Source organism: Ruminococcus flavefaciens (genome assembly GCF_900119075.1).
Taxonomy (GTDB): Bacteria; Bacillota; Clostridia; order Oscillospirales; family Ruminococcaceae; genus Ruminococcus; species Ruminococcus flavefaciens_Q.
Genome location: NZ_FPIP01000010.1, coordinates 1 through 13,895, shown reverse-complemented (window position 1 = coordinate 13,895; position 13,895 = coordinate 1). Strand labels below are relative to the sequence as shown.

At 49.0% G+C, this 13,895-nt stretch carries 13 protein-coding genes; 3 read left to right on the top strand and 10 right to left on the bottom strand.

Annotated features, from left to right (window positions below; translation table 11 throughout):
* Positions 1–385: 385 nt before the first annotated feature.
* The 5 genes from queF to queD are packed head-to-tail and all read right to left on the bottom strand — an operon-like array spanning position 386 to position 3,236.
* Positions 386–883, bottom strand: coding sequence for a preQ(1) synthase (gene queF, locus BT105_RS12730; RefSeq protein WP_072301091.1), 498 nt, complete (start codon positions 881–883; stop codon positions 386–388).
* Between the two features lie 2 nt (positions 884–885).
* Positions 886–1,572: a 7-cyano-7-deazaguanine synthase QueC gene (gene queC, locus BT105_RS12725; protein ID WP_072301090.1), complete on the bottom strand. Its 687-nt coding sequence runs from the start codon at positions 1,570–1,572 to the stop codon at positions 886–888.
* Positions 1,573–1,582: 10 nt separating this feature from the next.
* Positions 1,583–2,152 (bottom strand): GTP cyclohydrolase I, encoded by a 570-nt coding sequence (gene folE, locus BT105_RS12720; RefSeq protein ID WP_072301089.1) that lies wholly within the window; start codon positions 2,150–2,152, stop codon positions 1,583–1,585.
* Entirely contained in the window at positions 2,152–2,811 is a 660-nt protein-coding gene (gene queE / locus BT105_RS12715) for a putative 7-carboxy-7-deazaguanine synthase QueE (RefSeq protein WP_072301088.1), read from the bottom strand. The genes folE and queE overlap by 1 nt, the downstream gene beginning before the upstream one ends.
* A complete protein-coding gene (gene queD / locus BT105_RS12710; RefSeq protein ID WP_072301087.1) occupies positions 2,811–3,236 on the bottom strand; it encodes a 6-carboxytetrahydropterin synthase QueD in 426 nt (141 codons plus the stop codon). The genes queE and queD overlap by 1 nt, the downstream gene beginning before the upstream one ends.
* A 401-nt stretch (positions 3,237–3,637) precedes the next feature.
* Here queD and pncB point away from each other — a divergent pair, with 401 nt between their 5' ends.
* Entirely contained in the window at positions 3,638–4,837 is a 1,200-nt protein-coding gene (gene pncB, locus BT105_RS12705; protein WP_072301193.1) for a nicotinate phosphoribosyltransferase, read from the top strand.
* A 318-nt stretch (positions 4,838–5,155) separates the two neighbouring features.
* Here the strand turns inward: pncB and BT105_RS12700 are convergent, their stop codons facing one another.
* A complete protein-coding gene (locus BT105_RS12700) occupies positions 5,156–5,791 on the bottom strand; it encodes an HAD family hydrolase (protein ID WP_072301086.1) in 636 nt (211 codons plus the stop codon).
* Positions 5,788–6,852 (bottom strand): iron-containing alcohol dehydrogenase family protein, encoded by a 1,065-nt coding sequence (locus BT105_RS12695; RefSeq protein ID WP_072301085.1) that lies wholly within the window; start codon positions 6,850–6,852, stop codon positions 5,788–5,790. Before BT105_RS12695 ends, BT105_RS12700 begins: the two co-directional genes overlap by 4 nt.
* A gap of 238 nt (positions 6,853–7,090) precedes the next feature.
* Between BT105_RS12695 and BT105_RS12690 the strand changes: the two genes are divergently transcribed.
* Both BT105_RS12690 and BT105_RS12685 read left to right on the top strand, forming a co-directional pair.
* The gene (locus BT105_RS12690) at positions 7,091–10,258 is read left to right on the top strand and encodes a GDSL-type esterase/lipase family protein (RefSeq protein ID WP_072301084.1); all 3,168 of its coding nucleotides are present in this window, start codon (positions 7,091–7,093) and stop codon (positions 10,256–10,258) included.
* A gap of 107 nt (positions 10,259–10,365) precedes the next feature.
* Entirely contained in the window at positions 10,366–10,938 is a 573-nt protein-coding gene (locus BT105_RS12685; RefSeq protein ID WP_072301083.1) for a hypothetical protein, read from the top strand.
* 158 nt (positions 10,939–11,096) lie between these two features.
* Here the strand turns inward: BT105_RS12685 and BT105_RS12680 are convergent, their stop codons facing one another.
* From BT105_RS12680 to BT105_RS12670, 3 genes are all read right to left on the bottom strand, one after another.
* On the bottom strand, positions 11,097–11,567 hold the full coding sequence (locus tag BT105_RS12680) for a peptidylprolyl isomerase (RefSeq protein WP_072301082.1): 471 nt from the start codon (positions 11,565–11,567) through the stop codon (positions 11,097–11,099).
* Positions 11,568–11,627: 60 nt separating this feature from the next.
* On the bottom strand, positions 11,628–12,062 hold the full coding sequence (locus tag BT105_RS12675) for a hypothetical protein (RefSeq protein WP_072301081.1): 435 nt from the start codon (positions 12,060–12,062) through the stop codon (positions 11,628–11,630).
* Between the two features lie 96 nt (positions 12,063–12,158).
* Positions 12,159–13,781 carry a spermidine synthase gene (locus BT105_RS12670; protein WP_072301080.1) on the bottom strand — a complete coding sequence of 541 codons (1,623 nt, stop codon included), beginning with the start codon at positions 13,779–13,781 and terminating at the stop codon, positions 12,159–12,161.
* Between the last annotated feature and the right edge of the window lie 114 nt (positions 13,782–13,895).

Below are 13,895 nucleotides of genomic sequence, written 5' to 3'. Positions count from 1 at the left end.
ATTAACGGTATACAGCGGAGTTTTTCATGTCTGTTTATATTAAAGAGTATAGTTGCATATTGTATGCTGTTAAGGGACGCCCTCACTTGCAGGACCCCCTAATCGGGTCCGTCCCCTCTGTCGCATTGCGACATCTCCCCACCCCGTGGGGAGTCACCCTCTTTCAAAAACAGTCCACTGGACTGTTTTTTTAATTCACCCTTGCGGTGACTCCCTGTAGTACAGGGAGATGTCAGCGTAGCTGACAGAGGGTACTCGCTCCTGTTAGGAGCGCCTTCGATGCTTGGGCTTTGCCCAAACCCACCAGAGGCGCTGCCTCTGGACTCCGCCAAAGGAACACAGTCCCTTTGGAATCCCACTCATATGCTTTTGAAAATTATTACGTTTATCGGTTGTTTACTGTTTCGGGATACATATCATGCTGTGAAAGGCGCTCCCACGCCATTTTTTCCCATTTTGTACCGGGCTTGCCGTAGTTGCAGTATGGATCAATTGACAGTCCGCCGCGGGGCAGGAACTTTCCCCATACCTCGATGTACTTTGGCTCCATGAGCTTTATGAGGTCTTTCATGATGATGTTCACGCAGTCCTCGTGGAAGTCTCCGTGGTTGCGGAAACTGAAAAGATACAGCTTCAGGGATTTGCTCTCCACCATTTTTTCAGCAGGTACGTAGGAGATGTATATTGTTGCAAAGTCGGGCTGACCTGTGATAGGGCAGAGACTTGTGAACTCGGGACAATTGAACTTCACGAAGTAGTCGTTGTCGGGGTGCTTGTTGGGGAAGGTCTCCAGCACCGAGGGATCGTAATCGTAGGAATATTTTGTATGCTGATTGCCGAGAAGGGTGATATCGCCCTTTTCGTTGTCGGTTCTTCCACTCATATTTATTCTCCTTTCATGGCAGGATCGTCCATGCCGTTGGCTCTGAATGCGGCAATTCTGTCGCGGCAGGTTCCGCATGATCCGCAGGGCTTGTCGCCGCCCTCATAGCAGCTCCATGTGAGCTCATATGGAACGCTCAGTTTAAGTCCCTCGGCTACCACCTGAGCCTTGTTCATGCCAATAAAGGGAGCAACAACGCGGAGCTCCTCGCCGCTGCCGAGATAGATAGCGCGGTTGATAGCGTCATTGAAGTCGCTGCTGCAATCGGGGTAGGCGTTGCCTGCGGCGTCATCGCTGTGAGCGCCGTAGTATATCTCCGTGCAGCCGTTTGACAGGGCTATGCTTGCCGCAGAAGCAAGGAAAAGTCCGTTTCTGAACGGAACGTATGTGGAGACGGGCTTGCCGTCTGTCTTTTTCAGCTGTTCCGCATAGGACTCCTTGGGGATATCCTCTGTAGAGCCGCTGAGCAGTGAGCAGTCGCTGTCCGCAAAAATAAGGGCAAGGTCGAGCTCCTTGTGCTTAACGCCGTAGTGCTTGGCTATTTTACGCGCCGCTTCAAGTTCGCGGCTGTGCTTCTGTCCGTAGTAGAGGGAGAGGGCGAGAACTTCGTCAGCTCCGTATTTATTGACGGCGATACCGAGACAGGTGGTGCTGTCCACACCGCCGCTGAAAAGAACCAGTGCTTTCATGTGTTTCTCCTTAGTCGAATTTGATGAGATCTTTGAGCTCGGCATTTTTGCGGAACTCACCGAGATATGTGCCTGTGACGGTCTTTGCGTTGGCGTTTTTTATGCCGCGGGCTGTCATGCAGCTGTGGCTGCCGCGTATCATTACTCCCACATCGGGAGTTCCTGCGGCTTCGGAGATTATCTCCGCGATGTCCTTGCCGAGGCGCTCCTGCAATTGCAGGCGCTTTGCAGCCATATCGCAGATACGGGCTATCTTGCTGAGTCCGAGGACCTTTCCCCGTGGGATATAGGCAACGTTAACACTCATATCGTACATGAGTGCAAGGTGGTGTTCGCAGTAGCTGAATACGGTGATATCCTTCATGACCACGGCGCTGTCCATATCGGAGCTGGTGTCGGCTTCAAAGGTCTTGCCGAACATCTCGGCTATCTGATGATTTGTATAGGCAGTTCCCTCAAGGACTTCCTCAAGCATACGTGCGACACGGGCAGGAGTCTCTTTCAGCCCTTCGCGCTCGGGATCCTCGCCGATAGCCTTTATAAGTCCGAGAACGTGGTATTCTATCGCTTCTCTGTCCATTAAACGCCCCTCCTTGTGGGTTCCCAGATGAATTTGTGGAGCTGTAACTGCAAACGGACTCCGTTCATCTTGTGCTGCTCCATGAAGTCAACAATGTCCGCAGGCTCTATCTCGCCGAAAACTGGACTGATGAACACATGGCAGCGCTCGGTGAGCTTGTATGTGTCTATGAGCTCCGCAGCCTTTTCAAGGTCTGCGATACTGCCCGACACGAACTTGACTGTGTCGTGGCAGCCTAAAAGCCGGAAATTGTCTATGCACATGAACTCCTCCATGCCGCTGGACGGCAGCTTGTAGTCCATGGTGAATATGGGGCGGTACTCCGCCGAAGCAAGCCTTTCAAGGGATATACTGCCGTTGGTCTCTATCTCAACGCGGCAGCCATTCTTTATGAGAAGCTCCGCCAGTGCGCCGCATTCCTTTTGCAGCAGGGGCTCGCCGCCTGTAAGAGTTACATTGTGTACCTCGCTTTCGGCAACCCATGCAGCAAGCTCCTCGATAGTCTCGTACTCCGCAGGAGCGTTTTCGGTGTTAGCCCAGCAGGTGTCGCAGTATGAACAGCTTAGGTTGCAGCCGCGGAAACGAATGAACGCCGCAAGCTCGCCTGCGTGAGCGCCCTCGCCGTTTATGCTTATGAATTTTTCAACAACAGGCAGCATTACTTTTCCTCCTCATATATCGCGCAGTTTTCGGGTGTTTCGTATACGGTCACGCTCTTCACGGGAAGTCCCCTTTGAGTGAGGACTTCATAGAAATCACGGGCAAAATTTTCGGCTGTGGGACGGTAGCTTACCTCGATAAGTCGGAAATCCTCGTCCCTGAGAGCGGCAAGAGTAGCGGCTTTCAGCGAGCCTGTCTCATAGATGAGAGCGTGGTCGAAGCTGTCCGCAAGAGTGCGTACCTCGCGCTTCAAGTCGCCGAAATCTATTACCATGCCGCGCTTTTCCCCCTCGGCAATGAGAGCTTCCTCAGCCACACAGACCTCTATCTTCCAGCGGTGTCCGTGGATATTTGCGCACTTGCCCTTGTAGCCTGCAAGAAAATGCGCACTGTCGAACTCCGCTGACGTTTTTAGTATATACATTATCACACCTCATTTTCAGTGGTTAGTTATTTGTGATCAGCAGAAAGTGGAGGCGGTCGAGCTGTTTCAGCTCAAAAAAATATGCGCCTGCCCAATATTAAGCAGACGCACCTGTCCTCCAATTATGTGCAGTAGACCTGCACTTTTACACAGTATCCCTGTGTACACAGATGCCCTGGTTTTATTTAACGACAGGATGGCGCAAACGAACTGTCGGGTAGTTATATCAATACATATTATATCATCAAAAAAGCCGCCTGTCAAGCCGTTTTTATTGACAAACGGGGCGTTATGAGTTATAATTTTACTATGGCGTTATAGGGGAAGATATGTATAAAGAAGTTTTTCAATATACTGCTGAAAATAACCGATTTTTAATCGGACAGAAAGGAATAAAAACTATGAAGCTCCAACCAATTGTCGTATCACTGCTGGATACCGACCTGTACAAGTTCAACATGGATCAGGTCATCTTCCACAAGCACACAGACCTCTGCGGTCAGTACTACTTCAAGTGCCGCAACAAGGACGTTGTTTTCACTGCCGAAATGGTGCAGGAGATAAACGACCAGATCGACCACCTCTGCTCTCTCACATTCAAGAAAGAAGAGCTGGACTACCTCCGTTCCATACGCTTTATCAAGGACGACTACGTTGAGTTCCTGAGACTGTGGAGACCTATCCGCGACTACGTCACCGCTGAGCTCGACGGCAACGGTCAGCTTCAGATAGTTGTTGACGGACCGCTGTTCTCTGCAATGCAGTTCGAGATATATCTCCTTGAAATTGTCAACGAGGTCTACTTCCGCATGAAGTTCGATTACGAGAAGCTGAGAAAGTCCGCTGAGGAGCGCCTTGACGCAAAGATAAAGGCTCTCAGTGACGGTACATATACATTCAAGTTTGCGGAGTTCGGCTGCCGCAGACGACTTTCGCGCGAGTGGGAGGACGTTGTGGTGAAGCGCCTGTGCACCGAGACAGACAAGTGCGTGGGTACTTCCAATGTTTACCTTGCAATGAAGTACAATGTAACTCCTATCGGCACATACGCACATGAGTTCGTGCAGATGTATCAGGGTATTGACTCGATACCTCTTGCTTACACCAACCACTATGCAATGAATGACTGGTACAACGAGTATCAGGGCGATAACGGTACTGCGCTTACCGATACGTTGACTACAGACCTGTTCCTGCTGGATTTCAACCGTTCAATGGTCAATAACTATACGGGAGTCCGCCACGACAGCGGCGATCCCTATGCGTGGGGCGAGAAGATAATAGCTCATTACAAGAAGTACGGCGTTGATCCGAAGACAAAGCTCCTGCTGTTCAGCGACAGCCTTGACTTTGACCGCGCACAGAAGCTGTATGAGTACTTCTGCGACAAGACCAAGGTGTCCTTTGGCATAGGAACTTTCTGCTCCAATGATACAGAGGAGACAGCTCTCAATATCGTTATAAAGCTCCAGTACGTAAACGGACGTCCCGTTGCAAAGCTCTCTGACGATATCGGCAAGGCTATGTGCCGCGACGAGGATTATCTTGAATATCTCAAGCGCTCCGTGGAGTTCAGAATACAGAGAGAATCGAATAAATAAGAAAAAAGCCGTGCATATAACTGTGATACTCATATAGAAATTTATATTTATTTATCGGGGAAAACCTTTCTGAGGAAAGGTTCTTCCCCGAACCCCTTTCCAAAGACTTTTATCTGGTTTTTTCTCAGATAGGGCGCTCCTGCATTTTGTAGGACTGTTTTTATTTGCAAAGCGCCCTATCTGAGAAAAAACAAAACGAAAGTTTTAGGGAGAGAGTTTGAGAGAAGCCCCTTTTTCAAAAGGGGTTCTCTCAATAATAAGCATAAAACTTCTGTATAAGTATTACAGTTAGGCACGGCTTTTTAACTTGCCTGACAGTTATTTATCCAGCTGTTTCATAAGCTGGGGCAGGTCGCTGAACTGCTTCAGCTCGGGAACGGTTTGCCTGATAGTTCCGAAGCCGTAGGCGGAATGGATAAAATCAAGCCCTGCTTTCATAGTCGCATCGTAGTCACCCTGTATATCGCCTACGTACCAAGCCTTGTCAAGTCCGTTGCGCTTGGCAAGAAGAGCGATATTGTCGCCCTTTTCCTTTAAATTATTGCCGTAGCACTCAATATCCGCAAAGTATCTGTCGAAGCCGTAGTGCTCCAAAAATGCCTCGATATAGCCTTTCTGACAGTTGCTGACGATGTAGAGCCCGTAGCTCTCGCTGAGCTTTACCAGTGTTTTTTCAAGGTCGGGGTAGAGCTCGCCGCCATGGTCGCGCAGATAGTCGTTCTCATGGAGACAGCAGGCATCAAGAAGATCCATGCGCTTTTCCTTTGAGAAGCCCTTGAAAATGATATCAGCTATTTTGTCCATGGTAAGTCCCATGACTCCCATAACGTCTTCCTTTGTTATATCGGGCATATCTATCCCGAGCTCACGTATTTTTTCAGTCCATGAAGCGGCAACGTTCTCCGAGGAATCCCAGAGAGTACCGTCCATATCGAATATCAGTCCTTTTTTCATTTTCCCTCCGTCATTCTGCTGTATATTTCGTTGAGCTGTACTCTGTCGTGCTTTATCTCGTCAAGTATGGTTATCCTGCCCTTGCGGACAGTTCTTGCCTTCTCCCACATATCCGCGAACATATCCTCGGTTATGCCGTAGGACTTAGGATCAATGCTCAGTCCGTGCTTTTTGAAGAAGCTGATAAGCTTGTCGGGTTCCTGTCCCTGGAATATGCAGGCAGGGATACAGCCCATAGCGACTGCAAGTCCGTGGGTTATTTTTATCTCGGGGTAGTACTCCTCAATGGCGTGTGCGAAGAGGTGCTCGCTGCCGCTGCATGGGCGTGAGGAGCCTGCTATCTCCATAGCCAGACCGCCCATGACAAGAGCTCTTGACAGGATACGGATAAACACGCGGCTCTTCATGTCCTGTTCGTCGCAGTGATAGACAGAATCGTAGCTCATTCTGCTCAGTGCGTATGCGAAGTCGTCCACGGGAGCGTCCGTCTTTTTTGCGGAGAGCTTCCAGTCATACAGCGCCGTATGCTTTGCAATAGTGTCTCCTATGCCAGAAAGTGTCTGGTTCACGGGAGCGTTGATTATCATATTTGTATCCACAATGATAGCTGTGGGTATTTTGCATTCAATGGTCTTACGTGCCATGCCCTCGGTCTCAAGAACTGCAAAGGGCGAAGCAAGGGAGTCGTTGCTGAGAGAGGTGGGCATACAAATGTAGACCGCCTTGCTGATATGTGCGGCATATTTTGCGGTATCGAGAACTCTGCCGCCGCCAATGCCGATTATGACCTTTATGTCCTCAACACAGACCTTTTTGGCTATGCGAACAGCTTCGTCGAAGCTTGCACGCTCCATGGCGATTATCTCTGCGCCGCCGAAGTCACGGCTGATATCGGTTATTTTCTCCTTGTAGATGTCGATAAGGAACTGCTCCGAGACCACAACGGTCTTCTGACCGATTATCTCGGGGATATAGCGCTTTATTATCTCGTCGGAATGAAAAAAGGCGTCCTCCTCAACTGCAAGGCAGATAGGGAGATTGAATCTTGTATGCTGGTTCATGGTAAGACCTCCGCTCTTTATTAGATTATATAATTATTATATCACAGTATTATTAATAATTCAAGCATCTGTGCATTTCTAAGAGCTAAGTTTGACATAATTATATTGTTAAAACAGCACAAAAATGAGTAGAAATAATTCAAAACTGCACAGCAAAAAGCTTGACTTGATTTATTAACAATGATATAATTACTTTAGATAATTATGCGTACTTGATGTACGGAATTGGAGGAATACTATGAAAGCAAAAAGACTGATAAGCGGGCTGACCTCTCTGGCGCTTTCACTTTCGGCTTTTGCAGGACTGGGCAATCTAAGCGCAGTCAAGCCTGTTGAGGCACAGGCTGCTCAGGCAAACTGGAAGTTCGATTTCGGCGGCAGCGGTGCGGCAGGCGGCTACACGGGAGTTTCTGCCACAGACGGCTATAATTCAGGCAGAGGCTACGGATTCGCACAGACATGGAACGTGTCCAATGTTTCCGCAGGAGGCAGCGGTGTTACAGCGGACGCGGTAAAGTTCAACGACTACGGTACAGGCAATACCTTCAACGTTGACCTGCCAAAGGGACTCTATGAAGTCAAGGTCACTATCGGAAATGCTCCGAGAACCACTATCAAGCTTGAGGGCATGGTTCAGATGATGAACCTGACGGGCAGAGGAGCTACCGAGACAGTAAAGCTCCCTGTTACCGACGGACAGCTGAATATTCAGGCTGTAGAGGGCATGAGCAAGCGTGAGCAGTCCATTTCCGCAGTGGAGATAACACAGATAAACACTACGGGAACTATGCCGCCTATGGTATGGATATGCGGCGACTCTACCGTTGCTAATTATTATAACTGCGCGGATACTTCACAGCACGGCTGGGGACAGTTCTTCAACGGCAGAGTTTTCGGCAGCGGCTATGAGGTCCGCAACATGGCTACCAGCGGACAATACGCCAAGGGCTTCGTTGACGCAGGGCAATTCGCGCCTATTGAGAAATACGGAAAGTCGGGAGACTATTACATAATCTCCATTGGTATCAACGATTCAAACTACTCCAACGAGACGGAGTACTACAATACAGTCACCGATATGGTAAAGCGTGCCAAGGCTAAGGGAATGGAAGTCATTCTCGTTAAGCAGCAGGGCAGACGCGGTGACTTGCAGCGCAATCCAAAGCTCACAGGACGCTGGTACGGCGGCTCTCTTGACAAGATAGGCAGCGAGCAGAACGTCAGAGTAGTCGACCTGTTCACAAAGTGGCAGAACTTCGGTCTGTCTGTGGGCTACGACGGTATGGCTTCATACTATGCTATACAGGCTAACGGCAGCAACGACGACCTCCACCAGAGCAAGAAGGGCGCTCAGAAGATTGCCGAAATAATGGCTGAGGAGGTAGGTGCTCCTGCAAGAGAGCCTATCCACCCCAAGTCGGAAGTAAGCTATATGTTCAAGAACGTCAACAGCGGACTCTATATGGAGACCTCTGCTACAAACGTTCAGCAGGGAAGTGCAGACGGCTCAAAGCCCCAGAATACATGGAAGTGCGTTCAGGCTACAGGCGATTATTTCTACATAAAGCCTGCAAATACCGACCTTTATCTCTATGTTGACAACGGCAGCCGCGACAACGGTGCGAATATAGTTGTTGCAGACAAGAACGGCTACAGCGACCAGTTCTTCAAGTTTGCGGATAACGGTGACGGCACAGTGACTATCCTCACAAGAGCTTCCCGTGACGCTTCTGCGGTAGAGGTTGGCAGCGCTGCAACAAATAACGGCGCCAATGTACAGCAGTGGGAGGTAAACGGTCATGCCTGCCAGAAGTGGGAGATGATAGAGGTAGACGATATCATCGTTACAACTCCCACAACTACTACAACAAGCGAGACTACGACCACCACAACAACGACAGTTGTCACCACGACTGAAACAACAACTACTTCTGTTCAGATACTTGTGAACTACGGCGACGCTAACTGCGACGGCAGTGTTGATATGTCGGATATAGTTCTCATAATGCAGGCTCTTGCAAATCCGAACAAGTATGCTTACAACGGAACAGACAGCCACGCTATCACAGAGCAGGGCATGGCAAATGCGGACGTTACAGGAAACAGCGACGGTATGACAGTTCAGGACGCTCTTTACATACAGGAGTATCTCCTCGGTCTCCATGACCTGCCCACACCTGTTTCGGTTGTAGTTACTCAGCCTACAACTGCTCCTCAGACTACTACGACTACAGAGACTACAACAACGACCACCACAACTACAACAGCTCCTGTTGTGCTCAAATACTATGCCGCTGACCAGACATGGAACGACGGCGTTATCGAGACTACAAACTCGGGTTATACCTACGACAAGGGCTATGTAAATCTGGGCAACAACACCGACAGCAACATCACCTTTACAGTTGACGTTCCTGCCGAGGGCAACTACATGACACATATCCGCTTCGCTAACGGCTCGACCAACGACCGTAAGATGAAGATATTCGTGAACAACAATTTCGATTCATGCTGGATGCAGTCATTCCCGGGCTCAGGCTCATGGACTGACTGGAAGGAGTTCGGAATAGTTCTTCCTCTCAAGGCAGGCAAAAACACTATCGTAATGCAGTCGGCAATGTCCGAGGGAGCTCCTAACCTTGAATATATCGAGCTCAGCGCTACCGATGAACCATATGCAGAGATATACGATCCCTCACAGGAGCAGCAGAACACAGGCAGCGGTCAGCATACTCTCTACATCGCAGGCGACTCAACTGTACAGAGCTACCGCGAGTCATACGCTCCTCAGCAGGGCTGGGGCTACTATATGCAGAGCTACTTCAACAGCGACATCACTGTTGCTAATCACTCTATTGCAGGAAGAAGCTCCAAGAAGTTCTACGACGAGGGCAGATGGCAGACCATTGCTGACAGCCTCAAGAGCGGCGACTTCGTAATGATACAGTTCGCTATCAACGACGCAGGCGCTTCAAATGCGGACAGATACGCACCTACCTGCGGCAACGTTGACAATCCGTCATCGGGCTCATACGAATGGTACATGACTCAGTTCATCAAGTCCGCAAAGGACAAGGGAGCAACTCCCATACTTGTAACAACAACTATCGGCATGAAGGCTTACTCAAACGGCAGATTCGCAAACAGCTATACCAATTACAATACTGCCTGCTATAATCTTGCCAAGAAGTACAGCATTCCGTGTATCGACCTCAATACTCTTATGGTGAACCACTATAACTCAGTAGGCTACGACACAGCCAAGAGCTATCACCTTATGGGAGCTGTTGCAGGCTCTACCGACGGTACTCACTTCTGTGAAAAGGGCGCGAATATCGTTGCAGGACTTGTTGCAGTAGAGATAAAGAAGCAGAATATCAGCGGTTTAGCTTCTTATTTGAAGTAATTAGTATAAGCTGGAATTAAAAAAATTCCGATCGTAGGGGCGAGTTCCGCTCGCCCCTGCATGGCAATAATGTTATTTGATCATAAACACTGATAGGAATGATAAATATGCAGAACGATAAAAAAGACATAAACGCAATACTGGCTTCGCTTGATCCGAAATTAAGGGATAAGTTAGAGCTCCCGCAGCAGGAGAAAGGGGCTGATATACAGCCTGTGGAGCAGGCAGCTCCCGAAATTATCCCTGAACCTGTTGAGGAAACTCCGGAAACAAAGCTTGACAATGCGATTGCTTCTCTTGATCCGCGGCTGAAAAGCGCAATAAACGGCGAGGAGAACGAGACTCCCAAGGACAGTCTGACAGAAGCGCAGGATAAGGCTGCGGCGATACTATCCTTTGAGGGCGGAAAAAAAGAGGGCGTAAAGCACAGAAACGGTGCGGCATATCTGGCGCTGGAGCTTATTATACTGGAGATAATCGCCTTTATCCTGTTCTTTGCGACGTTCAGGTCTGAGGACTGGGGCGGTTTAGGTCTTATTGCTCTGCTCATGCCTGCTATCGTGGGTATACTCATGAGAATGTTCAAAGACCAGCTTTCGTTTAAGGAAGCGGTTATGAAATGCAAGCCGCATATCGGCTTATCATGTTTCTTTTTAGTGTGTGTAATGCTTTCTGCATGACAAAAAGGCTTCACCTTTCAGGTGAAGCCTTTTTCAGTGAATAGTAAGCAGTGAGTAGTGTACGGACGAAGTTTCGCCGCTTAAAAATCAAAATAAAAGGGCGGATAATATCCGCCCTGCGAGGAACGCCGAGGGCGGCGTTCCCTATGATTTATTGCTTATTCAATAGTAACCTTCTTCATTACCTGTGGAGTTGTTGGCTTGTCGTTGTAGTCTGTAGCGCACTCTGCTATCTCGTCAACGACGTCCATGCCCTCTACTACCTTGCCGAATGCGGCGTAGTTGCCGTCAAGGTGAGGAGCGTCCTCGTGCATGATGAAGAACTGTGAGCCTGCTGAATCGGGCATCATTGAACGTGCCATTGAAAGTACTCCTCTTGTGTGCTTGAGGTCGTTCTTTACGCCGTTAGCTGCGAATTCGCCCTTGATGTGCCAGCCCGGACCGCCTGTGCCTGTGCCGTTGGGGCAGCCGCCCTGTATCATGAAGCCGGGGATAACTCTGTGGAATGTGAGTCCGTCATAAAAGCCCTGCTTTACAAGCTTTTCAAAGTTTTCGCAGGAGATAGGAGCGATATCGTGATAAAGCTCTATCTTGATCTTTTTGCCGTTTTCCATTTCGATGATTACCATAATTATTTCTCCTTTTTATTCATTCCGCACGGAGCGGAGAAGATACTTTCCTGTGTTTTATCAGTCCATTGGGATAGTGAAGCCCTCATCGTTCAAAGAGACATAGGGTATCTCCTCATAGGGAGCTTCGTATATTGAAGTTGTTCTTTCTTCAAACTGCTGATTGTATTCGTCAAGCATAGACAGGGTAGTAGTTGGGATATCGGCTTCCTCGGGAGTAGTCACGGGGATAGTCTCAACTACCTCGCCCAGCATATTTGTTACGGTGACGTATTCGCGCTGAGTAGTTTCCTCAATGAGCTGGGGCGGATCTGTCGGATTTTGCGGTACAGGTGCATCGGTTATCAGATGATAAGAGGGAGCCTGAGTTGTATTCTTCTGACGGCGGCTTTCGTTCTTGTCGGCAATGTCCCTTGCACAGGACTTACCAGCCATAGCGATAAGTATTGCCGCTATCAGTGCTATGGCAAAGCCAACTATTTTACTTGCGTTCATATTTTATCCTTTCACGGCGTGAGCCAAAGTCGATTTTCTCTATTATACCCCAATTTGCGTTTGTTGTCAAGCTTGCAGGGAACGGCTTACGGCTGTTTATTCCAGCAGTCCCTGTATGCCCTTTTCCTTGAACTGCTTCTTGTAGTATACCAGTTCCTCCTGTATGATATCGTCGATGACGCGCATACCGAGGAGCTCCACAGGCGCCTTGTCGTCGGTGAGTATCTTTCCTCCCGAAGTATATGGGACAAGCTCCGCCTGAACCGTATTCATCATAGCTTTGAGGGGCTCGTTTGTGAGCTTTTCCGTGTTTCTGCGGAGAAGTGCAAGCATATCTGCATTATTTGAGGCAAAAAGCTCGCGGTTGGTGCAGTTTTCAACGTCAACAGTGTGGACTTCCGAAAATACCGAGGCTATTGTATCCGCAAGGCGATTGTTGATACCGTCGGCGCTGTCGGAGCGCATATTCATATTTACTACCATGACGCCGTTGTCGGTGAGGTGGTCTTTCACAAGGGTGAAGAACTCAACCGAGGACATCTGAAATGGGATAGTGATGTCCTGATAGGCGTCAACCATTATGACGTCGTATTTTTTGTCGCAGGCGGCGAGAAAGGCTCTGCCGTCGTAGGTAGTGACCTTTATATCCTCGGGGAGCTCGAAATACTCATGGGCAAGGTCGGTTATCCTGTCGTCTATCTCAACGCCCTCGGCAGTTACATCGCTGAAGTATGCGGTGCACTGCTTGGCGTAGGTTCCTGTGCCCATTCCGAGTACAAGAATATCCGCAGAATCGGGCTTTTCCGTCATAAGGGGAGCCGCCATTGCGTAGTCGTAGTACATACCCGAAAGCTCTCCCGATTTTACATAAACGGACTGGACTCCGAAGAGAACGTTGGTGGAGAGGTAAACGTTTGAGTCGTCCTCGCTGACCTGCAAGTAGTTGTATACGGACTCGCCCTCATAGGTGAGACCTTTTTCCCAGAATGCAAAGCCCATAGACGGCGAAGCAAAACAGCATACCACGAAAAGCACAGAAGCAACAGCGGTCTTTACTGCGCCTGTTTTGCTGCTGATAAAGTAGACAAGTCCGATAAGGAGCATTATGCCTGCAAAGATAAGGAATGTCACGGCAGTTCCAACCGCAGGGATAGATATAAATGTAGGGACGAATGTGCCGATTATAGAGCCGATAGTGTTGAACGCTCCGAGAGTACCCACGGTACTGCCGCTGTCGTCAAGGGAGTCTACGGTGTACTTTACAAGTGACGGTGTGACAGTTCCAAGGAGAAAAAGGGGATACACAAATACGGTCATGCAGGTGATGAATGCCGCCCATATGAGGAAGTTCGTATTGACGGTGATGACCAGAAGTCCTGCTATGCCTGCGATAGCGAGCTTGCCGATGAAAGGCACGGCGGCTATCCAAACCGAGGCTATGAGTATGCGCCCGTAGAGCTTATCGGGATCGGGATTTTTGTCGGCGCTTTTGCCGCCGTAGATGTTTCCCAGAGCCATTGCTATCATGATAGTTCCGATGATGATAGTCCAGACTATCTGCGAGGAGCTGAAATAGGGCGCCAATAGTCTGCTTGCGCCCAGCTCTACCGCCATGACGGACATACCTGCAAAAAACTCGGTCATATAGAGGTACCATTTGTTTTTCAGTATCTTTGGCAGGGGCTTTTTCACTGGTGTGGGAGTGGTTTTCTTCTTCATATATTTCTCCTTATTTGTAAGAACTAAGAACTCAGATCTAAGAACTAAGAAAGAAACTGTTTTTGATAATGCAGGTGATAGTATTACCTGCAATCTTAGTTCTAAGTTCTTAGC